Here is a 24,977-nt window from a genome sequence, read left to right on the forward strand (position 1 = left end):
CGTGGCTCGACGTAAGGGGGATGCGGCTCGCGCGCGGGCTCAGCAGGCGTCCGAGCCGCTCGGCTCGATCAGCCAGCCCAGTGGGCTGGCCGTGCCCGGCACCGAGGCGTGCCTGCGGTGCGGCGAGACCCGGCTGACGCGGATCCGCATGGCGCTGACCTCCGGCAGGCAGGTGATCTTCGTGTCCTGCCCGGAGTGCGAGCAGCGCAACTGGTTCCCTCTCGACGGACTCGGAACACCGCTGTCGCGCGACGAGGTCATGGGCACTGAGACCGGCAGCTAGAGGAAATCCTTGCCGGGTAGCATGACGCCCGTGACCTCCCCTGCAGCTGACCGCGTCGATCTGTCTGCCCTGATCAAGGCCTACGACGTCCGGGGTGTCGTCCCCGAGGAGCTGAACCCGGCGGTCGCGAGAGCGATCGGTGCGGCGTTCGCCGACGTCGTGGTGATCCCCGAGGCCGAAGGCCGCCCCCGTGTCGTGATCGGCAACGACATGCGTCCGTCCGGCCCCGAGCTCGTCACGGCCTTCGCCGACGGTCTCGCGGCTCGTGGCGTCGACGTGGTCCGGATCGGCCTGGCCTCCACCGACGGCCTGTACTACGCCTCGGGCGCGCTCGACATCCCCGGCGCGATGTTCACGGCGAGCCACAACCCGGCGCAGTACAACGGCATCAAGCTGTGCCGCAGGGGCGCGCGCCCCGTGGGCCAGGAGAGCGGCCTGACCCAGGTCCGGGAGCTTGCGGGCGACTACCTGGCGAGCGGCGAGCTCCCGCTGGTCGGTCCCGAGGAGGTCGGCACCGTGACCGACCAGGACATGCTCGCCGACTATGCGGCGTTCCTGCGCTCGCTCGTCGACCTCTCCGAGATCCGGCCGCTCAAGGTCGTCGTCGACGCGGGGAACGGCATGGGCGGGTTCACCGCGCCGGCCGTCCTGGGCACCGGTGCCGGGCTGCCGGCGCTGCCGCTCGACATCGTGCCGCTCTACTTCGAGCTCGACGGCACGTTCCCGAACCACGAGGCCAACCCGCTGGAGGCCGAGAACCTGCGCGACCTGCAGGCGGCGGTCGTCGAGCACGACGCGGACCTCGGTCTGGCGTTCGACGGCGACGCGGACCGGTGCTTCGTCATCGACGAGCACGGCGACCCCGTGAGCCCGTCCGCGATCACCGCCCTGGTCGGTCTGCGCGAGGTCGCTCGGGAGCGTGCCGCGGGACGGACGCCGACCGTGATCCACAACCTGATCACGTCGCAGGTGGTTCCTGACCTGCTGGGTGCCGCCGGAGCGACGACCGTCCGGACGCGCGTGGGCCACTCGTTCATCAAGGCCGAGATGGCGCAGAACGACGCGGTCTTCGGTGGCGAGCACAGCGCCCACTACTACTTCCGCGACTTCTTCTTCGCGGACACCGGGATGCTCGCCGCGCTGCACGTGCTCGCCGCGCTCGGCGGTCAGCCGCACCCGCTGTCGGCCCTGGCCGACCAGTACCAGCCGTACTCGGCCAGCGGGGAGATCAACTCCCGCGTCAGCGACGTGGCGGCCGCCCGCGAGCGCGTGGTCGACGCCTACGTGACGCAGCAGGGAGCGGGTCCGGTCGTCGTCGACGAGCTGGACGGCCTCACCGTGTCGCACTGGGACGGCCACCCGCAGTGGTGGTTCAACCTGCGCGCGTCGAACACCGAGCCGCTGCTGCGTCTGAACGTCGAGGCGGTCGACGAGGACGTCATGGAGAAGGTCAGGGACGACGTCCTGGGCCTCGTGCGGGAGGAGCAGGCATGAGCGACGGACACGGTGACCCGCGGGTGCTCGACTCCTGGGCGCGCGAGCTGCTGCGCTGCCCGGTGACGGGTGCGACCCTCGTGGACGGCGTCGGCCCCGACGGCGAGCCCACGCTCGTCTCGACCGACCCGGACAACCCGCTGGCCTACCCCGTGCGCGACGGCATCCCGGTGCTCCTCGTCGACGAGGGCGTCCCCGTCCGGCGCGGCTGATGGCGCACGAGGGCGGCGGGACCCGCGCGATCCTGGCCGCACTCGCGGCCAACCTGGGCATCGCGATCACCAAGTTCATCGCGTACCTGCTGACGCTCTCCAGCTCGATGCTGGCCGAGTCCGTGCACTCGCTCGCGGACTCGGGCAACCAGCTGCTCCTGCTTGTCGGTGGGAAGCGGGCGCGGCGTGAGGCGGACGTCGACCACCCCTTCGGCTACGGCCGCGAGCGGTACGTCTACTCGTTCATCGTCTCGATCGTCCTGTTCTCGCTGGGTGGCCTGTTCGCCCTCTACGAGGCCTGGCACAAGTGGCAGGACCCGCACCCGATCGAGGGTCGCTGGTGGTGGGTCCCGCTGGTCGTCCTGGGTGCGTCGATGCTCCTCGAGGGCTTCTCGTTCCGGACGGCGATCAAGGAGTCGAACCAGGTCCGTGGCAAGCAGTCGTGGGTCTCGTTCATCAGGACCGCGAAGGCGCCCGAGCTGCCCGTCGTCCTCCTGGAGGACTTCGGCGCGCTGATCGGCCTCGTCCTGGCGTTCTTCGGTGTCTCGCTGACCCTCATCACGGGCAACGGCAAGTTCGACGCCCTCGGCACCGCGGGGATCGGCCTCCTGCTGGTGCTCATCGCGATCGTGCTGGCTCTCGAGACCAAGTCGCTGCTGCTCGGTGAGTCGGCCACGGCGAAGGACGTCGAGGCGATCAACACGGCCCTCGTCGGCCCCGGGGTCGCGTCGGTGATCCACCTGCGCACCCTGCACCTGGGTCCGGAGGAGCTGCTCGTGGCGGCCAAGATCGAGGTCGACGGTGCGACGAGCGCCGCCGACGTCGCGGCGGCGATCGACGCCGCCGAGCAGCGGGTGCGGGCGGCAGTGCCGATCGCGAGGGTCATCTATCTCGAACCGGATCTGCGACGCACCTCCGTCTAGCGGGAATGCGTGGTTAGCATGGCCCGGACGGCGTGGGTGATGCCCGCAGACCCAGAGGGGTTGCGCCGGCGTGTGGCACCCGTGGTTTCCACGGGCAGCCGCGCTGTGCCTTTGGAATGCCCATCGCTGCGCACCCGTCAGGAGTGAGATGTCCACGTTCTCCGAGGTTCCCGGTCGCTACAAGGTCCGCGACCTGACGCTGGCCGAGGCAGGCCGCCACCAGATCCGGCTCGCCGAGCACGAGATGCCCGGCCTCATGGCCCTGCGCGCCGAGTTCGGTCCCACCCAGCCGCTCGCGGGCGCGCGCATCGCAGGGTCGCTGCACATGACGGTGCAGACAGCGGTGCTGATCGAGACGCTCGTCGCGCTCGGCGCCGAGGTCCGCTGGGCGTCGTGCAACATCTTCTCGACGCAGGACGAGGCCGCTTCGGCGATCGTCGTGGGCCCGTCCGGGACCGTCGACGCGCCTGCCGGGGTGCCGGTGTTCGCCTGGAAGGGCGAGTCGCTGCAGGAGTACTGGGAGTGCACCGAGCAGATCCTCGTCTGGCCGGGCGGCGCCGGGCCGAACATGATCCTCGACGACGGTGGGGACGCCACGCTCCTCGTGCACAGGGGCGTCGAGTACGAGGCGGCCGGCGCGGTTCCCGGCAACCCGCAGCCGGGCGACGCGGACTACTCCGAGGAGCTGACCGTCATCCTCGACACGCTCCGGGCCTCGCTCGCGGCCGACCCGCAGCGGTGGACCACGATCGCGGCCGAGATCAAGGGCGTCACCGAGGAGACGACCACGGGCGTGCACCGCCTGTACCAGCTCGCCGAGGTCGGCGGCCTGCTCTTCCCGGCGATCAACGTCAACGACTCCGTCACCAAGTCGAAGTTCGACAACAAGTACGGCATCCGCCACTCGCTGCCCGACGGCATCAACCGCGCCACCGACGTCCTCATGGGCGGCAAGGTCGCGTTCGTCGCGGGCTACGGCGACGTGGGCAAGGGCGCGGCCGAGGCGTTCCGTGGCCAGGGCGCGCGCGTGATCGTGTCCGAGGTCGACCCGATCTGCGCCCTGCAGGCGGCGATGGACGGGTTCCAGGTCGCCCTGCTCGACGACGTCCTCGACCAGGCCGACTTCTTCATCACGACGACGGGCAACAAGGACGTCATCTCGGCCGCGCAGATGGCGGCGATGAAGGACAAGGCCGTCGTCGGCAACATCGGGCACTTCGACAACGAGATCGACATGGCCGGCCTCGCCGCCGTCCCCGGCATCACGCGGACCGAGATCAAGCCCCAGGTGCACGAGTGGACGTTCCCCGCGGACCCCGGCGGTGCGGGGCGTCCGGAGCGGTCGATCATCGTGCTCTCCGAGGGCCGGCTGCTCAACCTCGGGAACGCCACGGGTCACCCGTCGTTCGTCATGAGCAACTCGTTCTCGAACCAGGTCATCGGACAGATCGAGCTGTTCACGAAGCCCGGCGAGTACGCCCGCGAGGTCTACCGGCTGCCCAAGGTGCTCGACGAGAAGGTCGCACGGCTGCACCTCGACGCGCTCGGCGTCCGGCTGACCGAGCTGACCAAGTCGCAGGCGGAGTACCTCGGCATCGACGCCGCCGGACCGTACAAGCCGGAGCACTACCGGTACTGACAAGCCCCGACGGACGGGCAGGGTTCGTCCGACGTCAGTTGAGCGGGTCCGGGATGCCGTGGGGGAGGCGGTGCAGCTGCGTCGCCTCGACGGCATCCCGGTACCCGGCTCGCTGCAGCGCGAGGTACTCCCGGTCGCGGCGCTCGGTGAGCACCGCGGCGAGGAAGGCCTCCGGGTGGGTACCGGGCGGCGGCAACGGGTTGACGTACTGCTCCATCTCCACGCTCAGCCGTGATCCCAGCTGGACGCGGGAGCCCGGGTGCAGGGTGGCCGTGCGGCCCAGGAACTGACGCGCGGACAGGACCAGCCCGTCGGGCAGCCGGGCGATGTCCGCGGAGCGCGCCCAGCCTGCGAGCATCGGCGGCATCATGAGCGGCGGTCGCTGGGGTGCCGAACCCCGGACGCGCACGGCGTACGTCCCGGCCAGGATGTCGCCGACGCGCTTGCCCTGCGGGTTCACGGTCGAGCAGATCAGCGCGACCGAGCCGAGCGTCATCCAGAGCTCGACGATGCCGACGAGCGCCCGGACGAGCGACTGGCGGAACACGATCGGTCCACCGTCGTCACGCACGATCCGGATCCCCATGGCGAGCTTGCCGAGCGAGCGGCCGCGGGTGAGCGTGTCCACGGTGGTCGGGATGAACACCGTGATCGTCGCCAGCACGATCACCGCCGTGATGCGAGCCGTGTCCTCGTTGCCCGACAGCAGGCTCGTCGCGGGGCTGATCACGAAGAGCACGACGGCGACGAGGACCGCGAGGTCGATCAGGGCCGCGAGCAGCCGGACCGCCGACGACGTCGGCCTGGCGTCGAGGACGACGCCTTCGCCGATGATGATGCCGTCCATACCGCCCATGCCGTCGTGACCCCTTCGTGGTGCTCCTGCCGCAGAGTAGCCGCTGCTCACGCCCCCGGGATGGCAGGCTGTGCGCATGGACCTGGATGCGTACGAGCGGGTGCGCGCAGGCGCGTGGGCGCGGCTCGACGAGCTCGCGCGTCGACGCCGGCTCACCGGGGGCGAGGCCGACGAGCTCGTGCGCCTCTACCAGGCCGCGGCCACCGACCTCTCGGTCATCCGGTCCAGTGCACCCGACCCCGCGACGGTCACCCGGCTCTCGCAGCTGGTCGCACGCGGTCGCGCCGCGGTCGCCGGCTCGCACCAGGCCAGCTGGCGTGACGTCACACGGTTCGTCGTCGTCTCGCTCCCGGCCGCGCTCTACCGCATCCGGTGGTGGACCGTCGCGGTGGCCCTCGGCTTCGTCGTGCTGGCGACGGTCTCCGGCTGGTGGGTCGCCACCCAGCCCGAGGCGCTCGCGCTGATGGGCACCCCTGCTCAGCAGCAGCAGTACGTCGACGAGATGTTCCAGCAGTACTACGACCCGGGCGCCGGGTTCGCCGCGGTCGTGTGGACCAACAACGCGTGGCTCACGGCCGTCTGCATAGCGACGGGGATCACCGGGATCCTGCCGCTGTACTTCCAGGTCACGAACGCGATCTCCGTCGGCGCCACGGGCGGGATGATGGCGGCCCACGGGCAGCTCGACGTGTTCCTGCAGAGCATCGCCCCGCACGGGCTGCTCGAGCTCACCTCGGTCTTCGTGGCGGGTGCCGCGGGCCTGCGGATCTTCTGGACCTGGCTCGTCCCCGGCCCGCGCACACGGTCGAGGGCGCTCGCGCAGGAAGGGCGCGCCCTGATCACGGTCGCGATCGGCCTCGTCGGCACGCTGGCGGTCTCGGGCGTGATCGAGGGCTTCGTGACGGGCTCGACGATGCCCTGGGCCGTGAAGATCGCGCTCGGGGTGCTCGCGGTGACCGCGTTCTGGGTCTACACGATCGTGCTCGGCCGGCGTGCCGTGCGGGACGGCGAGACCGGCGACCTCGAGGCCGACCGTGCGGGCTACGTGCTGGCGATGGCGGGCTGAGGCCGGCGTCAGTCGGTCATCACGACCTGATGCGAGTCCGCCTGGTCGGCCATGAACCGGACCAGGCGCTCCGCCTCCTGCGCGATCAGGAGCCTGTCGGCGGCCGACACCGGTGCGAACGGGCGGACCGTGAGCGTCCCCGGTTCGCCACGGTCGCGGGACACGGCCCACGTTCCGGCCACCCGCCCGTCCAGCAGGAAGGTCGAGGGGATGACGCCGTTCGGGCTCTGCAGCGACCGCCGGTGCTCGTCGGAGATGATGCGCGTCCGGTCGGCGTGGCCGATCAGGACGTTGTCGTAGTCGGGCAGGAAGCGCACCGGCGCAGGCGTGCTCGGGTCGGGCATCGGTCCGTCCACGACGTCCACGAGCTCGCGCGTCCGGACGGCGCCCGGGGACGGGTCCGCGCGGTACCGCACGATGCGGTCCCCGAGCCGGTCGACGACCGCGCGCAGGCCGCCCAACCCGGACCAGCTCTGCACGTCGGCGACGGACGCAGGCCCGAACGCGCGCAGGTACCGCAGGACGAACCGCTCCTGCTCGAACGCGAGCACGTCCGGGTCCGAGAGGTCCGTCATGGCCGCCCCGAACCAGGTCGTCGCGGTGGTCCAGGTCGTCGCGCCCGACCTGCCCCACACACCACGCGGCGGGACCTGCACGAGGGGCAGGGTGTCGCGGGCCGCGTATGCGAGCGTGGCGGGCGCGACGTCCGGCCAGCGCTCGGCGAGCAGGCGGCCCAGCTCGGTCGTGACCCGCGGCTCGACCTCGACCAGCGCACGCGCAGCGGCCGTGACCTCGGTGACGTCGAGCGTGCGCAGGGCCTGCGAGTGCTGGGCGTTGGTGCGCAGGTCGCGCTCGTACAGGGGAGCGGTGAGCCCGGGGAGCAGGAGGGCGTCAGCGCGTGTGACCAGGTGGATCGTGCCCCGCATGACCGCGATGCGAGTCACGGTGCGGTTCCAGAACGCGTCGCCCAGCTCGTCGTGCCGGAACCCGGCGACGCGGCTCCACAGGCCGACGTACGGCGACCAGGCGTTCTGCGCCTGCTGGCCGACCAGGTGCTCGACGACCTCGAGGGCGGGACCGCGGTGCCGGTCCAGCAGGTGCTGGCGAGCCAGGAGTGCTCGGTTCAGCTGGGCGGGGGAGAGCAGGTCCCCGGGAGCAGGTGTGGCCACCGCCCGAACCTTATCGGCAGCCGCCCACGTCAGAGCCGACCGGCGGCCTTGAGCGCGAGGTAGAGGTCGGCCAGGGCCGGTGCGAGATGGTCCGGCAGGGAGTCCAGGACCTCGACCCCACGCTGGCGCAGCCGTACGGCCACCGCGGCACGCTCGAGGCCCACGCGCTCGGCCGCGGCGGCGTCGAAGATCGCCTCGGCGTCGTGCCGGACCGTGCGCAGCGCGTCCACCTCGGGGTCCGCGACCGAGGCGAGGACCACCTGGTGCCGTTCGGAGAGCTGGCCCACGACGCCGAGCAGCCCGTGCTCGACGGCAGCCGGGTCCAGCGAGCTCAGCAGCACGACGAGCGACCGCTGGCTCAACCGCTGCCGCACCTGCGCGACGATGCCTGGCCAGTCCGCCTCGATGAGCTGCGGCTCGGCGAGGGCGAGGACGTCCGCGAAGGCCGGCATGACCCGGGGGCCGCTCTGGCCGGCGACCCGGCCGCGGACCGTGCGGTCGTACACGATCAGCTCGACCCGGTCGCCGGCGCGGGTCGCGAGGGCCGCGAGCAGGAGCGCCGCCTCGATCGACGCGTCGACCCGCGGGGCGTCCTGCACACGGACCGCGGAGGTCCGTGACGTGTCGAGGACGATCAGCACCCGACGGTCGCGCTCCGGGCGCCAGGTCCGCACGACCACGTCGGCCCGGCGCGCCGTCGCACGCCAGTCGATCGAGCGCACGTCGTCGCCGATGACGTACTCCCGGAGCGAGTCGAACTCCGTCCCGGGGCCACGCACCTGCACCGCGGCGCGTCCGTCGAGCTCGCGCAGGCGGGCCAGGCGGCTCGGCAGGTGCTTGCGCGACGCGAACTCGGGCAGCACACGCAGCCGGCCCGGCACGGTCAGCGACGCCTGTCGGCCCGCCACCCCGAGCGGGCCGAACGTGCGGATCGTGACCCGGTCGGCGTGCGCATCGCCGCGCCGGGTCGGCAGCAGCGTCGTCACGACGCGTCGCCCGTCGCCCGGGCGGACGTCGACGCGGTGCCGGTTCAGCTCGGCGCCGCTCGACGGGGGCCACGCGTCGCGCACGAGCGCACGCAGCCGGCGTCCGCCCACGTTCGTGAGCGTGAGCGTCGAGCGTGCGGGCTCGGTCAACCGGACCGACGCCGGAAGCTCGCGCGTGACGGCCACCTGGCGGGGCGACGCGGCGAGCACGGTGTCCGCCGCGCACGCGACGACCACCAGCACGGCCCAGAGGAGGACCGTGCCGGTCGCGGGGAACAGGACGACCGCCACGATCCCGGCTGCGGCGAGCGCGACCGCCCGCCAGGTGACCGCCATCAGCCGCGCACCGGTGTCATCGAGGTACGGGCACGGACGCGAGGACCGTGTCCAGGACGCTCTCCGTGCTGACGCCCTCGAGCTCGGCCTCTGGGCGCAGCTGGACGCGGTGCCGCAGCGTCGGGTGGGCGAGCGCCTTCACGTCGTCCGGCGTCACGTAGCTGCGGCCCGAGAGCCACGCCCACGCACGCGAGGTGCCGAGCAGCGCGGTGGCGCCACGCGGCGAGACGCCCAGCGACAGGGACGGGGACCGACGGGTCGCCCGGCAGACGTCGACGGTGTAGCCGAGGACCTCGGGGGCCATCTGCACCTGGGCGACCTCGGCACGCGCGGCGGCGAGCATCGCCGCCGACGCCACCGGCCGCACGCCGGCTGCGCGCAGGTCGCGCGGGTCGAAGCCGGCGGAGTGCCGTCGGAGCACCTCGATCTCCTCGTCGCGCTCCGGCAGGTCGAGGACCAGCTTGAGCAGGAAGCGGTCGAGCTGAGCCTCCGGGAGCGTGTAGGTGCCCTCGTACTCGACGGGGTTCTGCGTCGCGATGACCAGGAACGGGTCCGGCAGCGGCCGCGGCGTCCCGTCGACCGAGACCTGCCGCTCCTCCATGGCCTCGAGCAGCGAGGCCTGCGTCTTGGGCGGCGTCCGGTTGATCTCGTCGGCCAGCAGCAGGTTGGTGAAGACCGGACCCTCGCGGAACGAGAACTCGGCGGTCCGCGCGTCGTAGACGAGCGAGCCGGTGACGTCACCGGGCATGAGGTCGGGCGTGAACTGCACGCGCTTGGTCTGCAGGTCGAGTGCTGCGGACAGGGTGCGGACGAGCAGCGTCTTGGCGACGCCCGGGACACCTTCGAGCAGGACGTGACCGCGGCACAGCAGGGCGATCACCAGCCCGCTCACCGCCGCGTCCTGGCCCACGACGGCCTTGGACACCTCGGCGCGCACCGCCGCGAGAGCCGCCCGCAGCTCGTGCGAGGGGCTCGACGACGCGGGTCGGGCGGGCGCCGTGGGCGCCGGGGGCGCCGGGGGCGCCGGCTGGGCGGACGGTGCGGGCGCGGGTGGGTATCCCGCCGAGCTCGCGGGCGGCGCGGCGTCCGACTGGTGACGGGGCGCCGGCGGGGCCGCGGGCTGGGGCGCGGGTGCAGGCGGCGACCCGAACGGGACGGGCGGCGCTGTCGGCGGCCACTGCGGGCTGTCGTCGCTCACGATCGGTGAACCTCGCTCTCGAGATGGTCCAGGTCCCGCGCCAGCTGCGCGAGCCCGAGGTCGTTCGTGGGTGGCGGCCCGTACAGCAGGGCCTCGATCTGCGTGGGCGCGCGCCCGGTCGCGCGTGCCAGCGCGTCGATCACCACCAGCGGAGGTGCGGAACGGGGCAGCCCGAGCCGTGCGCAGGACCGTGCGGCGGCGCCGGCCCGCAGGGCAGCGGCCGCGTGGCCGTATGAGCGTGCGCGTCGGTAGAGCCGGCCGCGTCCACGCGTGGTCTCGCCCGATCGGACGACCACCGGCAGCCGCTCGGTCACGATGCGGCCGAGTCTCCGACCCCGCCAGACGGCGGCCACGGCACCGACGAGGAGCAGCTGCCAACCCAGCACCACGACGACCGGTGGGACCAGGTCGCCCGACGGTGGGCTGCTCGACTCGATCGGGTCCAGGTCCTCCGGCGACGGGATGTACCAGACCAGCAGCTCGTGCCGGCCGAGCATGCGCAGCACCAGCGCGGCGTTGCCCTCGTCCGCGAGCCTCGCGTTGGTCAGCGGGGCACGGTCGGTGAGGACCGCGACGCGCTGGCCCTCGGGCGTCGTCGTGACGCTGTAGGCGCCGCCGCCGGCCGTGGGTGTGCCGGGCTCCGGGAAGCACACGACGGTGTCCGCACCGGTGGCCTGGAGGGTCCCGCCCGCCGTGATCGAGCCGGCCGCGACCGCGTCAGGGTCGTCGCAGTCGGCGGTGCGGGTCTCCGCGAAGCCGCCCGACGACGTGCCGTACACGAGCGACTCCGTGAGCTCCTGGGCCGCCCAGTCCGCATCGACGAGCACCAGGTCGGCGCCGGTCGAGCGGAGCACGTCCGTCTGCGGTGTGTCGATCTGGCTGTCACCGACGAGGAGCACCGTGGTGCCGGGACCGGCGAGGCGCTCGACGTCCGCGATCCTGCGGACGTAACGCACGTCGACCCCCTGGTCGCCCAGGATCTGCGCCGCGGCGCGTGCGCCCTCGGCGGCGGGGTTGTCCGGTGCGAGCGACTCGGTCGTGGTGGCCGGCTTGGGCAGCGCCGCGAGCAGCCCGACGAGGCACAGGAGGCCGACGATGCCCAACGGGAGCCGCCAGCGGCGCCACCGGGACGCGGCCCGTGAACGCCCGCTGGTCCCGTCGCCCACCACCGGTGCCGGCGGTCCGGCGGTCGTGACGACCGAGGCGCTCATCGGGGTCCGCTCAGCACCGCGTCGCCGGCACCGAACGGTGCGAGAGGACGTGCGACCCGGACCCGCGCGTCCAGCTCACGCAGACGGGTGTCGTCGTCCGACGCGGCGGACTCGTGACCGTAGGCGACCGCGTCGAACAGCCGTCCGGCGGAGACCAGGTCGGAGCCGAGGTCGGGCAGTCGGCCTGCCGCGGCCTCGGCCGCCTCGTGCGCGGTCCGTCCGGCGCGCTCGTCGAGGACCGTGCGCTCCTCGAGGCTGCGCACGATCGTCCGGAACCGCTCGACCACCGCGAGGTCCCAGTTCTGGGCGCTCGCCGCCGCGTCGGCCGAGCGGCGGATCTGGTCCGACGTGCGGGCGTCGTCGACATCGAGGACGCCACGCGCAGAACCTGCCCGCCGCGCCCTGCGCACCGGGCCGTTGATGAGGAACGCCAGGGCGACGGCGGCGACGATCAGGAGCACCACGGCGACGAGTGCGGCCGACGAGAGCGAGCCGGACGAGGTGATGCCCGACAGCTGCTCCTGGACCCACGCGATGATCTGGCTGAGCAGCGAGGGACGCTCGTGGTAGATCGGGTCGAGGAGCTCGTCGCGGGCCCAGCGCCGCGCCGTCTCGGCGTCCGGGTCGACCGGGACGGTGGCAGGCAGCCGGGCTGCACCGCTCACCGCCCAGGCCGACAGGATCACGCGGTCTGCTCCGCGGCACGTGCGAGCTCGACGTCGAGGCCCTCGCGGCGCATCCGGACGTCGATGTAGAGCAGCGCGGTGACCGCGGCGACGAACGTCGTCGAGAGCGTCAGGGCGATCACGTTGGCGATCCCGTTGATGACGATGGAGCCGAAGGATCGGCCGTCGACGTCTCCGAGGAACAGCTGCGTGAACAGCTGGGCAGGGAACGTGAAGATGGCACTGATCACGGTGGCCAGGATCGCCGTCAGCAGCCAGATCCCGAGGAGTCGCCAGAAGCTGCCGATCGTCAGCCGCCACGCCCGCCCGATCGTCGGCAGGAACGACTTCCCCTCGAGCATCAGTGCGGGTGCGGCCAGGAGCGTGCGCACGGTGATCCAGAACGTGAAGACGACGTAGGCGGCGAGGACGACGACCACGGTGAGGACGACGAGACCGACGTTCCCTCCGAGACCGGCGAGAACCACGACCACCGCGGCGAGCGCCGCGACGACGATCGTCAGCAGGGTCATCAGCAGGGAGAACGCGACGACGAGCCAGACGCGCCCCGAGCGCACGACGTCCCCGACGGAGACCACCTGGCCGAGCACGGACCTGCTGACGGAGATGATCAGGAGCCCGGTCAGCACCGTGGTCGCGAGCGACGTGATCGGGAGGCCTGCGAACGTGCCGGACAGCGAGCCCCACGACTCCTCGAACCCGAAGAGCCCGTCAGGGTCGGCCTCCCGGGCGAGGTCCGCGATGGTCGGCGCGAGCAGGCCCTGGACGTACCAGGACACGAGCGACTGCAGCGCGACGGCGATGGTCACGACGATCGCCGACAGGCCGAACATGACCTTCGGGTTGGCTCGGATGGCACGGAAGGCCCCGTCGTAGATCTCGCCCAGACCGATCGGTCGCAGCGGGATGATCCCGGGCTGCAGCGAGGGCGGCCGCCAGGCGGCTCCCGGCGGAGTCGTGGGCTGACCCCAGCTCGGCACGACAGGCGGCGGTCCTCCCCAGCCCGGAGGCGGCTGCTGCCCGTACCCGGGCGGCGTCGGCTGGCCGTAGGACGGGGGCTGCCCGTACGAGGGAGGCGGTGGCTGCTGCCCGTACACCGGGGGTGGTGGAGGCTGCTGCCCGTACGCCGGGGGCGGCGGCGTCGCGGGGCCCTGGCCGGTCGGGGAGGCCCACGTCGGCTCCTGCGGCACATCGTCGTGCGGGCTCGTCATGCGAGCGCTGCTCCCTCGGCTCGTTGTGCATTCGCGCGGGAGCGTCTTCCGAGGCCCCCGCGGAGGAATCATCGTGCCACGACGGCAGGTGCGCGGGACGCGCGACCGGGTGATCTGTGCGTCGCGTGCCGCATCGCGGACACGCCTGCGTCGCGTACTGGCCACCGGGCACGTCTCGTGATGCGAGAATGCGCGCATGAAGGGACGCGTGCTGGTGGTCGACGACGACACCGCGCTGGCCGAGATGATCGGCATCGTGCTGCGGTCGGAGGGGTTCGACCCCGTGTTCTGCGAGGACGGTGACGAGGCGCTCGGCGTGTTCCGGGCGACGCAGCCGGACCTCGTGCTGCTCGACCTCATGCTGCCCGGCAAGGACGGCAACGAGGTCTGTCGGCAGATCCGCGCCGAGTCGGGCGTGCCGATCGTGATGCTCACCGCCAAGAGCGACACGGTCGACCTCGTGCTCGGCCTCGAGTCCGGCGCCGACGACTACATCTCCAAGCCGTTCAAGCCGAAGGAGCTCGTCGCCCGGGTGCGGGCGCGCCTGCGCCGCAGCGACGAGCCCGCTCCGGAGCACCTGTCGATCGGGGACGTCTCGATCGACGTCCCGGGCCACCGCGTGTCACGCGCCGGCAAGCCCGTGTCGCTGACGCCCTTGGAGTTCGACCTCCTCGTCGCGCTGGCACGCAAGCCGTGGCAGGTGTTCACCCGCGAGGTGCTGCTCGAGAAGGTCTGGGGGTACCGGCACGCCGCCGACACCCGACTGGTCAACGTGCACGTGCAGCGGCTGCGCTCGAAGATCGAGAACGACCCTGAGCAGCCCGAGATCGTCGTGACCGTGCGTGGCGTCGGCTACAAGGCGGGCGTGGGCTCGACGTGAGCCCGGCAAGGCGGCCACCGTGCGCGTGAACAGCGCCTGGCGCCTGGCCCGGGCCCGCACGATGCGGCGGGTCCGCTCGGGCGTGCGGACGTGGCGCGGGTCCCTGCAGGTCCGCGTCATCACGACCACGATGGCCATCGGCCTCGTCGCGCTCGCGGTGATCGGTGTCTATGTGAGCGACCGGATGCGCGACGGCCTGTTCGAGGCGCGCAAGGACCAGGTGCTCGAGGAGAGCGCGCGCTCGACCCTCGTGGCACAGGCGACGTTCGACGCCTCGACCGCGACCTCCGGCACAGAGGTGCAACGGCTGCTGCACGATGTCGCGGCGGCACAGCGCGTGGGCGGCTCCGGGGAGCGGGAGGTCTTCATCTTCCGGGCGCCAGGGCAGAAGGGTGGCGGTGTCTCGGTCATCGGGGCGGCCTCCGACCCGGCACTCATCCCCGTCGTGACGGAGGAGCTCCGCATCGCCACCGCGACCGGCGGGCAGCACTGGCAGTCGGTCGCGTGGCCGGTCGAGGTGGGCGACGAACCCGCGATCATGGTCGGCCAGGACGTGACCGTGGGTGGCGGCGGCTACCAGCTGTTCTTCCTCTACAGCCTGCAGTCCGAGCAGGACCGGCTGGACTTCTTGCAGCGCACGCTCGCCCTGGCGGCGATCGCCCTCGTCGCCCTGCTCGGCAGCATGACCTGGCTGGTGACGAGGCAGGCGGTCCGTCCGGTGCGGCGCGCGGCCCAGGTCGCCGAGCGGCTCGCCGACGGCCACCTCTCGGAGCGGATGCCCGAGCGCGGCGAGGACGAGATGGCGACGCTCGCGCGCTCGTTCAACGAGATGGCCGCGAGCCTGCAGGACCAGATCCACCGCATGGAGGAGCTCTCGACGCTGCAGCGGCGCTTCGTCTCCGACGTCTCGCACGAGCTCCGCACGCCGCTGACGACGGTCCGGATGGCCGGCGAGGTCATCTACTCGGCGCGTGGCAGCTTCGAGCCTGCCGTGAAGCGTTCGGCCGAGCTCCTGCAGACGCAGCTGGACCGGTTCGAGGAGCTGCTGGCCGACCTGCTCGAGATCAGCAGGTTCGACGCCGGCGCCGCCGTGCTCGAGGCTGGGCGCCGTGACGTGCGTGACGTCGTGGTCGCCGCCGTGGACCACGCCTCGCCGCTCGCCGAGAGACGCGGCACCTGGCTGCGGGTCGACGTCCCCGAGACGTCGTGCGTCGCGGACATCGACCCGCGCCGGGTCGAGCGGATCCTGCGCAACCTCCTCGTCAACGCCTTGGAGCACGCCGAGGGAACTGCGGTCGAGGTGACGGTCCGAGCCGACTCCCAGGCGGTCGCCGTGACCGTCCGGGACCGGGGGGTGGGCATGACCCCCGACGAGGCGCAGCACGTGTTCGACCGGTTCTGGCGCGCCGACCCGGCTCGGGCCCGCACCACCGGCGGCACGGGGCTCGGGCTGGCGATCTCGCTCGAGGACGCGCACCTGCACGGAGGCTGGCTCGAGGCGTGGGGCCGGCCCGGCCGTGGCGCGAGCTTCCGCCTGACGCTGCCCCGACGCGCGGGCATCAGGCTGACCGACTCCCCACTTCCGCTGGTCCCCGACGAGACGCCCGGGGTCGACACGGGGCGCATCCCGCTGGTCCGCGGGAGCACCGACCCTGCGGCGTTGCCGAACCTCGCCGACGAGGCGTCGGGCGAGCACGGGGACCGTGCCACCGACGAGCGCCAGGAGGTGCGATGAGCACGCAGCAGCGCCGCCGGGCGATCGTCGCGACCCTCGCCGCGCTCGCGCTCGTCCTGCTCGGGGCGTGCGCCGCGATCCCGATGTCGGGTCCGGTGCAGAAGGGTGACGCCCAGGTCTCCACACCCTCGGACGTCGACGTGTTCGCCCCCGGCCCGGGCCAGGACGACACGCCGCAGCAGATCGTCGACGGCTTCCTGACGGCGAGCGCCGCAGGGTTCAGCGACCAGTTCCAGCGCGCTCGCGAGTACCTCGCCGGCAAGGCCAAGGACGACTGGGACCCGTTGTCGGGCCAGGTCGTCGCGGGTCCGATCGAGTGGCTGCCGAGCGCGAGCGACGCGCAGATCCTCGGGGACGTGCCGGTGCGGGCCAGGGTCGACGGGGACGGGCGGTACGTCGAGGCGCCGCCGAACGCCGTCGAGTCGGTCACGTTCGACCTCGTCCAGGACGACGCCGACCAGTGGCGGATCTCGGGTGTGCCCAACGGGCTGATCCTGCAGGAGCAGGACTTCACGCGCACGTTCCAGCCCGCGTCTGTGTACTTCCTCTCGCCGGACGAGACGTACCTGGTGCCGGACAGTCGCTGGCTGCCGAAGAAGAACCTCCAGACGGCCGTGGTGCGCGAGCTGCTCGAAGGGCCGTCGACGTGGCTGCAGGACGCCGTGAAGACCGCGATCCCGGAGGGCGTCGAGCTCAACCCCGAGGCCGTCACCCTGCGCGGGGGCGTCGCCACGGTCAGCCTGAGCCCGCAGTCGATCGTCACCAAGGCCGACCGACCGCTCATGCTCGCGCAGATCGAGGCGACCCTGCGGCCCGTCCCGGGTGTGGGCACCGTCGAGGTCGACACGGACGGAGTTCCGCTCGACGGCGCGGCGACCCTGGAGCGCGGCTCGACGCCGACCGGGAACGTCGAGTTCCTGCAGGCGGACCAGCTGATGACCCTCTCGCGTGACGAGGCCTCACCGGTCCAGGAGGTCGGGTCGCTCGAGGGGCTCGACCCGCGCAGCCCGGCGAGCAGCACCGACGGCACCTTGCGCGTGCTCCTCTCGGGGTCGGGCAAGCTCGTCACCGCACCGACGCCGGACAGTCCTGCGACCACGCTCTACACCGGTGCATCGCTCGTCCCGCCGTCGATCGACCGTCTCGGCTGGGTGTGGACGGCCTCGGCGAACGAGGGGATCGTCGCGGTCAAGTCGGAGTCGGAGAACGTCGCCGTCCTCGCCGACTGGTTGGACGGCAGGACCGTGCGCTCCCTGCGGGTCGCCGCCGACGGCACGCGGATCGCCGTGGTCTCGATGGGCGCCGACGGCATCGCGATCGAGATCGCGGGGATCATCCGCGACGAGTCCGGTGTCCCGCAACAGCTCGGGCCTCCGATCCGCGCGGGCGCCGCGATGGTCGACGCGACTGCGGTCGTCTGGGTCGACGAGACGACTCTGGGCGTGCTCGGACGCAGCACGGGCAACGTCGCGGTGCACAAGGTCCCCGTCTCGGGTCCGACGCAGGCGCTGCCCGAGGTCGCGGACCCGTCCGCCATCGCCGGCGGCGCGATCATCTACGTCACGACCGTCGACGGCACCCTGCGTCGGTTCGTCGGGACGACGTGGGCGCCCGTCGCGGGGATCACGGGGGCGTCGGACCCGTCCTACCCGGGGTAGGTCTGGTCGAGGCGACCTCAGCCCACGCAACCCGGCCCTGATCGTGGAGCCCGCTGCGGTCGGAACCAGGGCCGCGATGCTCGTCGGATGATCCGCGTCCTTGGTGACCTCGTGGGTCTCGTCCTGCCGGTCGAGTGCGCGGGCTGCGGCACCGACGACATCGCGTGGTGCCCGTCGTGTGCGGCCCGCCTGTCCGGGCCCGCATGGCGGTGCGAGAACCGCGCACCGCGCCTCGACCGCATGGACGGACGCGGACCGCTGCCCGTCTGGACGCTCGCCGACTGCACGGGCGACGTGCGTCGGGCGGTGATCGCCTGGAAGGACCGCGGACGCCATGACCTGACCGGCGTGCTCGCGCGGGCGATGTCCGATGAGGCGCGGCAGGTCGCGGGCGCGCTCGCGCACGCCGGACCCCTGCTCGTCGTGCCCGCGCCCTCGACCCCGGCGTCGCGTCGGCGACGCGGGGGCAACCTCGTGGACGCCCTCGCAACCGCCGCTGCTGCCGGGCTGGCCGAGGGTGGCATCCGGGCCGACGTCGCACCGGTGCTCGATCGGTCGCGCGGCGGTGACCAGGTCGGGCTCGGGGCGCGGGACCGAGCGCGCAACCTGTCCGGCCACGTGTGGGTGCCGCAGCGGCGGGCGCAGCGGGTGGCTGGTCGGACGATCGTGCTCGTCGACGACGTCCTGACCACGGGTGCGACGTTCGCGGCGTCGCGACGCGCGCTCGAGCGGGCGGGAGGTGCGGTCGTGGCCGGCCTGACCCTCGCCTCGACGCCGGGCCCGGGTGGCCGGCCCCGGCTCCCGGGCCCCCGGACTGTCCACGCCTCGGACGTGCTCGGGTGATACGCGGCGTGGATGTGGTCACTGGTGGGTCCCGGGGTTAGCGTGGGACCAGAGCCGGCGCCGAGCTGGGACTGACCCGACGGGTCGTCCGGATCGGCCGCGGGAGGAGGTGACGCCGCCTGACTGCCCCCAGGGGCAGCCCAACGCATGTCACCGGGCGGGCACGGCCCGCCCCCGACCCTCGCAGGAGGCTCACATGGAGATCGTGGTTGCCGGCCGGCACACCGAGGTGCTCCCGAAGTATCGGGCGCACGTCGAGCAGAAGCTCGCGAAAGTCGAGCAGCTGGCCCCCCGCGCCCAGCGGATCGATGTCGTCGTGTCGCACGAGACCAATCCCCGCCAGTCCGGAAGCTCCGAACGCGTCGAGCTCACCGTGGTGGACCGAGGCCCCGTGATCCGCGCCGAAGCGTGCGCAGACGACAGGTACGCCGCCTTGGACATGGCGCTCGGCAAGCTGCTGGAGCGGCTGCGCCGGACGCGTGACCGGCGCAAGGACCATCGCAACCACACCCCGATCGCTCCGGTCGACGTCCGGCCGCCCGAGCCCGAGGCCGAGGCATCGGAGCCCGTCGACGCGGACGGCGTCGTGGAGACGACGCTCGGCGACTCGCCGGTCGTCATCCGCGAGAAGGTCCATGCCGCCGAGCCGATGACCGTCGACGACGCGCTCTACGAGATGGAGCTCGTCGGGCACGACTTCTTCCTGTTCATCGACGCCGAGACCGCACAGCCGTCGGTGGCCTACCGACGCCGGGGGTGGAGCTACGGCGTGATCAAGCTCGACACGGCCGTCGCGACGAACCACGCGCCGTTGTCGGTCGGCGTCGGCTGACGACGCCTGCACGTCCCTCGACGCCCGGCCGGTCGCCACCGGCCGGGCGTCGGCGCGTCCGGGTTGTGTGGGTCCCCTCCCCAGTCGCGACGGTGGACGAGGTCGTCGTGCCCGGCCGCCCAACGGCAGTGTCTGGACCGTCGGTGCCCCAGACCACGGACGCCGGCCTCAGCGGCCTCACCGGGCTGACCTGAGGCGCGTCGACGGACGGCCCGTCGTCTCGCGCGTCTGAGCTCGAGGGCCCTGTGTCGGCGAGCCGACGGTGCGCGATGCCGCTCTGCACCATCCTGGGGCCGGGAGCCCTTCGGCTGGGCGCTCGTCCAGGTCACGTGACGGAGGAGGACTGATGGCACACGCGGCCTCCGGCACGTTCGCCCGGGTGATGCGGAACCCGGCTCTGCGCAGGGTCCAGCTAGCCATGTTCGGGTCCACCTTGGGCGACTGGGCGTACGCGACCGCCTTGACGGTGTGGGCCTATCAGGTCGGTGGCGCGAAGGCGGTGGGCATCTTCCAGGCCTGCCGGTTCGTCGCCAGTGCCGTGGCCGGACCGATCGCGGCCGTGATCGCCGATCGGGTTCCGCGTCGGGGCTTCATGATGGTGGCCGATGCGACTCGCGCCGTGCTGGTCGCGGTCGCGGCGGTCGTGGTCGACCTGGGGGGATCCCCTCTCGTCGTCTTCACGCTCGGGATCGCCGTGGTGATGACGGGGGCCGCGTTCCGGCCGGCCCAGGCGGGACTGGTGCCCTCGTTGGTCAACGAACCCGCGGAGCTGACCGCCACGAACGCACTCTTCGGCAACCTGGACACCATCGCCTCGTTCGTCGGCCCTGCGCTGGGCGCGGCCCTTGTCCTGTCCTTCGACGTCGGGACGGCGTTCTGGCTCAATGCCGCGACCTACGTGTGGTCGTTGCTGCTCATCGCCGCCGTCCGGGCGCCGCACCCGAAGGCAGACCGCACGGCCTCGGAGGGCGCCGACGACGAGGCTCCTGAACCTCCGGCCGAGGACGGGTCCGTCGACGACTCGGTGGGCTTCGGTCGCGAGGTGTCCGCCGGGTTCGTGGAGCTGGGTCGCAACCGGGACCTGGCCACGATGACCGTGCTCGTCGGGGCGCAGACGCTGGTCTGGGGCTTCCTGACCGTCTTCACCGTGATGATCGCGATCTCGTCCCTGTCCTCCGGCGCCGCCGGGGTGGGCTACCTCAACGCCGCGATGGGGGTCGGCAGCGTGGTCGGAGGGCTGGCGGTCCTCACCCGGGTCGGTCGGGGACGGCTCGGTCAGGACATGGTCGCGGGCGTGCTGGGGTGGTCGCTGCCGTTGCTGGCGATGGCCGTCTTCCCCTCCCCGGTCGTGGCGTTCATCTGTCTGGGCCTGATCGGGGCGGCCGATCCGTTCATCAACCTGGGACTCGACACGATCCCCCAGCGACTGGCTCCCGACCGGGTCCTCGTGCGCGTGTTCGCTGCGCTCGACAGCGCATTGGTGGCGGCGATGGCCGCCGGGGCGTTGGCGGCGCCGGTGGTCGAGCACGCGCTCGGACTGCGCCCGTCGCTGGCCGTGCTCGGGGTGGCGGTCAGCGTGCTGACGCTGCTGAGCCTGCCCCGGATGCGCCGGCTCGACCGCCGTCTGGCGCTCCCGGAAGAGCTGAGCGTCCACCTCGAGCTGCTGGGCGGCACGGACGTGTTCGCGCCGCTCGATCCCGCGACGCTCGAGTCCATCGCTCGCAAGCTCGAGCCGGTGACCGTCCGCGACGGCGGAACGATCCTGACCGAGGGTCAGGCGTCCGACCGCTTCTACCTCATCGAGTCAGGGACGGTCCGGGTCAGCCAGGGCGAGCGCGAGCTGCGGATCGAGGGGGCGGGGGAGTACTTCGGTGAGATCGGACTGCTCCGCGACGTCCCGCGCACGGCCACCGTCACCGCTGTCGGGGACGTCCGGCTGCTGGCGCTCGACCGGACGGAGTTCCTGCGTGTGGTGACCGGGACGGTCGACTCGCTGCGGATCGCGGAGGACGTGGCCGCCCGGCGACTCGTGGTCTGAGGCGTCGGGCCAGGTCAGCAGCCGTTCGGGTGAAGCTGCCGTCCGTGCGTGTGCCGGACCCGGCGATCCTTGCCCTGCCCCGGCTCGGATCGCGATACTGGCGTTTTCGTCCGGTTGCTGCGGAAACCTGGGGTCCCCCGATGAAGAGGTGCGCCTCGTGCGGCACGGACGACCTGCCGTCCGGTGCTCGGTTCTGCCCGAGCTGCGGGAGCAGCCTGGAACCGCCGGCCTGCACGTCGTGCGGGGTCGAGCTCAGTCCTGGCGCGCGATTCTGCAGCTCCTGTGGGGCCCCGCAGCGGGACAGCGGCTCGGCTGAGGCCCCGTCGGCGGGCGTCGTCGGACGACCGGCGGTCTCACGTCGGGTGACCAGCGTGCTGTTCGGGGACCTGGTCGGCTTCACGGCGTTGTCGGAGTCACGGGACCAGGAGCAGGTGCGGGAGCTGTTGACGCGCTACTTCGAGGACGCGCGGGCGGTCGTGGGGCGGTACGGCGGGACGGTGGAGAAGTTCATCGGCGACGCCGTCATGGCGGTGTGGGGAGTGCCGACCGCGCACGAGGATGACGCGGAGCGGTCGGTGCGCGCCGGGCTGGAGCTGGTGGACGCGGTAGCTCGCCTGGGCGGCGAGGTGGGGGTGCCGGAGCTCGCGATGCGGGTGGGCATCGTCACGGGCGAGGTCGCGGTGAGCGTGGGCGCTCGCGAGCAGGGGATGGTGGCCGGAGACGCGGTGAACACGGCGTCCCGGGTCCAGTCCGTGGCCGAGCCGGGGCAGGTGTGGGTCGACGAGTCGACGCGACTGCTCGCGTCGTCGGCGATCACGTTCCGCGACGCGGGCAGCCATCGGTTGAAGGGGAAGGTCGACCCGGTGCCGCTGTGGGCGGTGCGCGCGGTGGTGGCTGCGGTCGGCGGTGCGCAGCGCGCCGACGGGCTGGAGGCGCCGTTGGTCGGCCGGGACCGGGAGCTGCGGCTGGTCAAGGAGGTGTTCCACCGGGTCGTGGACGCGGGCGCGCCGGCGTTGCTGGTCATCGACGGCGAGGCCGGGGTGGGCAAGACGCGGTTGGCCTGGGAGTTCGAGAAGTACGTCGACGGCCTGTCGACGCAGGTCTGGTGGCATCAGGGCAGATGCCTGTCGTACGGGGACGGCGTGGCGTTCTACCCGTTGGCCGAGGCCGTCCGGGCCCGGCTGGCGTTGCTGTGCGGTGCTGAGGCCGGTGCGGCCGACGAGTTCGACGATCCCGCGACGCTGCTGTCGGCCGGTCTCGACCGGCTGGTGTTCCACGATGCGGCCGAGCGGGCGTGGATCGAGGCTCGGCTCGCGGTGCTGCTCGGGTCGGGCACCGGGGGCGCGGGGGCGGTCGCCCGCGAGGAGAAGTTCTCGGCGTGGACGATGTTCTTCGAGCGGTTGTCGGTGAGCGACGAGCCGCTGCTCGCTCAGCCGGTCGTGCTGGTCGTCGACGATGCCCAGTACGCCGACGACGGTCTGCTGGCGTTCCTGGAGCAGCTGGTCACCGAGGCCGACTTCCCGGTGTTCGTCGCGCTGCTGACGCGTCCGGGGCTGCTGGAGGCCAACGGCTGGTTGGCGACGAATCGTCGGTCGACGGTGGTCCACCTCGATCCGTTGAGCGACCGCGACACGGCGGCCCTGCTCGACGGGCTCGTCGCCGGGCTCGACCCGGTGGTGCGTGACGGTCTCGTCGAGCGGTCGGAGGGGGTGCCGTTGTTCGCGGTCGAGACCGTCCGCTCGTTGATCGACCGGGACCTGATCGTGCCGCGCGGCGGGGAGTACGTGCTGGCCGGCGACGGTCCCCTGGATCTCGCCGCGATCGGGGCCCCGGCGTCGCTGCAGGCGCTGGTGGCTGCTCGGCTCGACCAGCTCACGGCCGACGAGCGGCGGGTCGTCGACCAGGCGAGTGTCGCGGGCCGCTCCACCGAGCGGGAGACCCTCGCCGCGCTGTGCCCGGAGGTCGGCCAGCTCGACCTGGTGCTGGCGGCGCTGGTCCGAGCCCAGATCCTGCGCAAGGAGTCGAACCGCCTCAGCGCCGAGCACGGCATGTACCAGTTCGTCCAGGCCGTGGTCCAGCAGGTCGCGTACGCCTCCCTGTCCCGTCGCGACCGCAAGGCCGGCCACCTCGCGGTGGCGACCCTGCTCACCGACCCCGGCGCCGGGGAGCTGACCCAGGCCGCCGCGGGGGTGGTGGCCCAGCACTATCTCGATGCCGCCGATGCGGTCCCCGAGGACGCCGACGCGCCGACCCTGACGGCGTTGGGGGTCGACCAGCTGGAGCGGGCGGCCGACCGGGCGATGGCGCTGGGTTCGCCCGTCGAGGCGGCCGGTCACCTCCGGACCGCCATGGCCCGGATCGACGACCACACCCATCGTGCGCGTGTGGAGGTCGCGCTGGCCGAGGCGCTTCGGTTCCAGGGGGACTACGCCGAGGCGACGACGCACGCGATCGCCGCCCGGGACGCCTTCGACGCCCTCGGTGACGATCTCGCCGCCGCGGGTGCGGTCGCGATCATCGCCCGCGCGCGCGACTCCTCGCGCACGGACGGGTCAGCGGCCGTTGCTGCCATGGCGCAGGAACGCTTCGATGCGCTCCGCGACCGACCCGACGCCCTGCGAGTTCGGCTTTCCCTCGCCGGGGCCCTGTTCCGGCTCCAGCTACGGGAGTCCGGAGACCTCGGCGAGCTCGCCGAGCAGAACGTCGTGCTCGCCGAGCAGCTCGGCGACCGCAAGGAGATCGCCGACAGCTACAACGGTCTGGCGATCCACTACTCCCGGCTGGGCTGCCGCCACATGGCTCGGCACCTGCAGGTGGCCGGCGCGGACCTGGCCCGGTTGACCGAGAACCGCCAGACCCTGGCGACTCTGCTGCTCAACATCGCCGCCGAGTGGACGTGCGACGACATCGCGCGGGCCATCGAGGTCGGCGTCGAGGCGCATGCCACCTCGCGCCTGGCGGGTCGTCGAGACATCGTGTCCGGGTCGGCCGTGAACCTGTCGACGGCTCACCTGCTGCGAGGCTCCTGGGCGGATGCCCTGCGCTGGGCCGACCTGTCTGCCGACGACCCGGCAGTCTTCGCCTGCGTGACCTCCCACGTCCAGCATCCGCGTGGCCTGCCGTGGACCCCACCGGCTGACATCTCCGGCCCTGGCTGGCAACCGTCGGTGGTCGACCATGCGTTCGTCGACCTCGCCATCGCGGCCCAGTGCCGGGCGGACGGTCGCATCGACGAAGCGATCGACCGGGTCATCGGCGCCACCCGGACGATGTTCGAGGTCTCCCAGTTCGGCGACGACTTCTGCCTGGCCGCGGCGCTTGCGACCCAGCTGATCTGGGAGTGCGGGCGGCCCGACCGCCTCGGGTTCTTCCTCGAGATGGTCGAGGCGACCGCCGTGGCCGTGCGACCCGTCGGGGTTCTCAGCCTGTTCGCGCTCGCCTCCGCGCGGGTCGCCATGAGCGGTCCGGACCCTGACGCCGACCGCGTGTCCGACCTGCTCCGGGAGGCCATCGCCCACGCCGAGGCCTGGCACAGCGATGTGGTCGCAGCCCACGCGAGCGGCGACCTCGGTGCCTGGCTCGTCCGGCACGACGACCCCGAGCAGGGGCGCGCCCTCCTCGACCGGGCGCGCACCACCTACGAGGCCCTCGGGGCTCGCGTCTGGCTCGACGCACTCGACTCCCGACCGGCCGAGCTCCACCGTTGAGCCGCCTCGCGACG

20 protein-coding genes and 1 pseudogene are annotated in these 24,977 nt (G+C 72.6%); 14 read left to right on the forward strand and 7 right to left on the reverse strand.

The window, feature by feature from the left end; translation table 11 throughout:
- Nucleotide 1 precedes the first annotated feature (1 nt).
- From AC1DPN_RS04945 to ahcY, 5 genes are all read left to right on the forward strand, one after another.
- Nucleotides 2–283 (forward strand): hypothetical protein, encoded by a 282-nt coding sequence (locus AC1DPN_RS04945; RefSeq protein ID WP_477083584.1) that lies wholly within the window; start codon nucleotides 2–4, stop codon nucleotides 281–283.
- Between the two features lie 21 nt (nucleotides 284–304).
- Nucleotides 305–1,777, forward strand: a complete 1,473-nt coding sequence (locus tag AC1DPN_RS04950; protein ID WP_477083585.1) for a phosphomannomutase/phosphoglucomutase — start codon at nucleotides 305–307, stop codon at nucleotides 1,775–1,777.
- On the forward strand, nucleotides 1,774–1,989 hold the full coding sequence (locus tag AC1DPN_RS04955; RefSeq protein WP_477083586.1) for a Trm112 family protein: 216 nt from the start codon (nucleotides 1,774–1,776) through the stop codon (nucleotides 1,987–1,989). The genes AC1DPN_RS04950 and AC1DPN_RS04955 overlap by 4 nt, the downstream gene beginning before the upstream one ends.
- Nucleotides 1,989–2,912, forward strand: coding sequence for a cation diffusion facilitator family transporter (locus tag AC1DPN_RS04960; RefSeq protein ID WP_477083587.1), 924 nt, complete (start codon nucleotides 1,989–1,991; stop codon nucleotides 2,910–2,912). Before AC1DPN_RS04955 ends, AC1DPN_RS04960 begins: the two co-directional genes overlap by 1 nt.
- A 148-nt stretch (nucleotides 2,913–3,060) precedes the next feature.
- Complete coding sequence (ahcY, locus tag AC1DPN_RS04965) at nucleotides 3,061–4,551, forward strand: adenosylhomocysteinase (protein WP_477083588.1); 1,491 nt, start codon at nucleotides 3,061–3,063, stop codon at nucleotides 4,549–4,551.
- Between the two features lie 34 nt (nucleotides 4,552–4,585).
- Here the strand turns inward: ahcY and AC1DPN_RS04970 are convergent, their stop codons facing one another.
- Nucleotides 4,586–5,407: an RDD family protein gene (locus tag AC1DPN_RS04970; RefSeq protein ID WP_477083589.1), complete on the reverse strand. Its 822-nt coding sequence runs from the start codon at nucleotides 5,405–5,407 to the stop codon at nucleotides 4,586–4,588.
- A 76-nt stretch (nucleotides 5,408–5,483) separates the two neighbouring features.
- Here AC1DPN_RS04970 and AC1DPN_RS04975 point away from each other — a divergent pair, with 76 nt between their 5' ends.
- Nucleotides 5,484–6,473 carry a stage II sporulation protein M gene (locus AC1DPN_RS04975; RefSeq protein ID WP_477083590.1) on the forward strand — a complete coding sequence of 330 codons (990 nt, stop codon included), beginning with the start codon at nucleotides 5,484–5,486 and terminating at the stop codon, nucleotides 6,471–6,473.
- A gap of 8 nt (nucleotides 6,474–6,481) precedes the next feature.
- Here AC1DPN_RS04975 and AC1DPN_RS04980 read toward each other — a convergent pair whose 3' ends face one another.
- The 6 genes from AC1DPN_RS04980 to AC1DPN_RS05005 are packed head-to-tail and all read right to left on the reverse strand — an operon-like array spanning nucleotide 6,482 to nucleotide 13,270.
- Complete coding sequence (locus tag AC1DPN_RS04980) at nucleotides 6,482–7,642, reverse strand: winged helix DNA-binding domain-containing protein (RefSeq protein ID WP_477083591.1); 1,161 nt, start codon at nucleotides 7,640–7,642, stop codon at nucleotides 6,482–6,484.
- 29 nt (nucleotides 7,643–7,671) lie between these two features.
- Nucleotides 7,672–8,964, reverse strand: a complete 1,293-nt coding sequence (locus AC1DPN_RS04985) for a DUF58 domain-containing protein (protein WP_477083592.1) — start codon at nucleotides 8,962–8,964, stop codon at nucleotides 7,672–7,674.
- Nucleotides 8,965–8,980: 16 nt separating this feature from the next.
- Nucleotides 8,981–10,165 carry an AAA family ATPase gene (locus AC1DPN_RS04990; RefSeq protein WP_477083858.1) on the reverse strand — a complete coding sequence of 395 codons (1,185 nt, stop codon included), beginning with the start codon at nucleotides 10,163–10,165 and terminating at the stop codon, nucleotides 8,981–8,983.
- Nucleotides 10,159–11,373 carry a DUF4350 domain-containing protein gene (locus tag AC1DPN_RS04995; protein ID WP_477083593.1) on the reverse strand — a complete coding sequence of 405 codons (1,215 nt, stop codon included), beginning with the start codon at nucleotides 11,371–11,373 and terminating at the stop codon, nucleotides 10,159–10,161. Before AC1DPN_RS04995 ends, AC1DPN_RS04990 begins: the two co-directional genes overlap by 7 nt.
- On the reverse strand, nucleotides 11,370–12,059 hold the full coding sequence (locus AC1DPN_RS05000) for a DUF4129 domain-containing protein (RefSeq protein ID WP_477083594.1): 690 nt from the start codon (nucleotides 12,057–12,059) through the stop codon (nucleotides 11,370–11,372). The genes AC1DPN_RS04995 and AC1DPN_RS05000 overlap by 4 nt, the downstream gene beginning before the upstream one ends.
- Entirely contained in the window at nucleotides 12,056–13,270 is a 1,215-nt protein-coding gene (locus tag AC1DPN_RS05005; protein WP_477083595.1) for a glycerophosphoryl diester phosphodiesterase membrane domain-containing protein, read from the reverse strand. Before AC1DPN_RS05005 ends, AC1DPN_RS05000 begins: the two co-directional genes overlap by 4 nt.
- Nucleotides 13,271–13,466: 196 nt before the next feature.
- Between AC1DPN_RS05005 and mtrA the strand changes: the two genes are divergently transcribed.
- The 8 genes and pseudogenes from mtrA to AC1DPN_RS05045 all read left to right on the forward strand — a co-directional run bounded on the left by mtrA (nucleotide 13,467) and on the right by AC1DPN_RS05045 (nucleotide 24,963).
- The gene (mtrA, locus tag AC1DPN_RS05010; protein ID WP_477083596.1) at nucleotides 13,467–14,150 is read left to right on the forward strand and encodes an MtrAB system response regulator MtrA; all 684 of its coding nucleotides are present in this window, start codon (nucleotides 13,467–13,469) and stop codon (nucleotides 14,148–14,150) included.
- Between the two features lie 61 nt (nucleotides 14,151–14,211).
- Nucleotides 14,212–15,885: an MtrAB system histidine kinase MtrB gene (gene mtrB / locus AC1DPN_RS05015; protein ID WP_477083859.1), complete on the forward strand. Its 1,674-nt coding sequence runs from the start codon at nucleotides 14,212–14,214 to the stop codon at nucleotides 15,883–15,885.
- Nucleotides 15,882–17,543: an LpqB family beta-propeller domain-containing protein gene (locus tag AC1DPN_RS05020; RefSeq protein ID WP_477083597.1), complete on the forward strand. Its 1,662-nt coding sequence runs from the start codon at nucleotides 15,882–15,884 to the stop codon at nucleotides 17,541–17,543. The genes mtrB and AC1DPN_RS05020 overlap by 4 nt, the downstream gene beginning before the upstream one ends.
- A gap of 87 nt (nucleotides 17,544–17,630) precedes the next feature.
- Nucleotides 17,631–18,386 (forward strand): ComF family protein, encoded by a 756-nt coding sequence (locus AC1DPN_RS05025; RefSeq protein WP_477083598.1) that lies wholly within the window; start codon nucleotides 17,631–17,633, stop codon nucleotides 18,384–18,386.
- A gap of 196 nt (nucleotides 18,387–18,582) precedes the next feature.
- Nucleotides 18,583–19,218 carry a ribosome hibernation-promoting factor, HPF/YfiA family gene (gene hpf / locus AC1DPN_RS05030; protein WP_477083599.1) on the forward strand — a complete coding sequence of 212 codons (636 nt, stop codon included), beginning with the start codon at nucleotides 18,583–18,585 and terminating at the stop codon, nucleotides 19,216–19,218.
- A 346-nt stretch (nucleotides 19,219–19,564) separates the two neighbouring features.
- On the forward strand, nucleotides 19,565–21,256 hold the full coding sequence (locus AC1DPN_RS05035) for an MFS transporter (protein ID WP_477083600.1): 1,692 nt from the start codon (nucleotides 19,565–19,567) through the stop codon (nucleotides 21,254–21,256).
- A 140-nt stretch (nucleotides 21,257–21,396) separates the two neighbouring features.
- Nucleotides 21,397–21,546, forward strand: a pseudogene (locus AC1DPN_RS05040) (zinc-ribbon domain-containing protein); the annotation flags it as partial.
- Between the two features lie 72 nt (nucleotides 21,547–21,618).
- Entirely contained in the window at nucleotides 21,619–24,963 is a 3,345-nt protein-coding gene (locus AC1DPN_RS05045) for an adenylate/guanylate cyclase domain-containing protein (protein ID WP_477083860.1), read from the forward strand.
- Nucleotides 24,964–24,977: the final 14 nt, after the last annotated feature.

The organism is Cellulomonas sp. P4_H4 (genome assembly GCF_056400865.1).

Bases quoted from the DNA above. Each gene is read 5' to 3' on its own strand.
- AC1DPN_RS04950 (WP_477083585.1), top strand. From the start codon at position 305: ATGACGCCCGTGACCTCCCCTGCAGCTGACCGCGTCGATCTGTCTGCC.
- AC1DPN_RS04955 (WP_477083586.1), top strand. From the start codon at position 1,774: ATGAGCGACGGACACGGTGACCCGCGGGTGCTCGACTCCTGGGCGCGC.
- AC1DPN_RS04960 (WP_477083587.1), top strand. From the start codon at position 1,989: ATGGCGCACGAGGGCGGCGGGACCCGCGCGATCCTGGCCGCACTCGCG.
- ahcY (WP_477083588.1), top strand. From the start codon at position 3,061: ATGTCCACGTTCTCCGAGGTTCCCGGTCGCTACAAGGTCCGCGACCTG.
- AC1DPN_RS04970 (WP_477083589.1), bottom strand. From the start codon at position 5,407: ATGGGCGGTATGGACGGCATCATCATCGGCGAAGGCGTCGTCCTCGAC.
- AC1DPN_RS04975 (WP_477083590.1), top strand. From the start codon at position 5,484: ATGGACCTGGATGCGTACGAGCGGGTGCGCGCAGGCGCGTGGGCGCGG.
- AC1DPN_RS04985 (WP_477083592.1), bottom strand. From the start codon at position 8,964: ATGGCGGTCACCTGGCGGGCGGTCGCGCTCGCCGCAGCCGGGATCGTG.
- AC1DPN_RS04995 (WP_477083593.1), bottom strand. From the start codon at position 11,373: ATGAGCGCCTCGGTCGTCACGACCGCCGGACCGCCGGCACCGGTGGTG.
- AC1DPN_RS05005 (WP_477083595.1), bottom strand. From the start codon at position 13,270: ATGACGAGCCCGCACGACGATGTGCCGCAGGAGCCGACGTGGGCCTCC.
- mtrA (WP_477083596.1), top strand. From the start codon at position 13,467: ATGAAGGGACGCGTGCTGGTGGTCGACGACGACACCGCGCTGGCCGAG.
- mtrB (WP_477083859.1), top strand. From the start codon at position 14,212: ATGCGGCGGGTCCGCTCGGGCGTGCGGACGTGGCGCGGGTCCCTGCAG.
- AC1DPN_RS05020 (WP_477083597.1), top strand. From the start codon at position 15,882: ATGAGCACGCAGCAGCGCCGCCGGGCGATCGTCGCGACCCTCGCCGCG.
- AC1DPN_RS05025 (WP_477083598.1), top strand. From the start codon at position 17,631: ATGATCCGCGTCCTTGGTGACCTCGTGGGTCTCGTCCTGCCGGTCGAG.
- hpf (WP_477083599.1), top strand. From the start codon at position 18,583: ATGGAGATCGTGGTTGCCGGCCGGCACACCGAGGTGCTCCCGAAGTAT.
- AC1DPN_RS05035 (WP_477083600.1), top strand. From the start codon at position 19,565: ATGGCACACGCGGCCTCCGGCACGTTCGCCCGGGTGATGCGGAACCCG.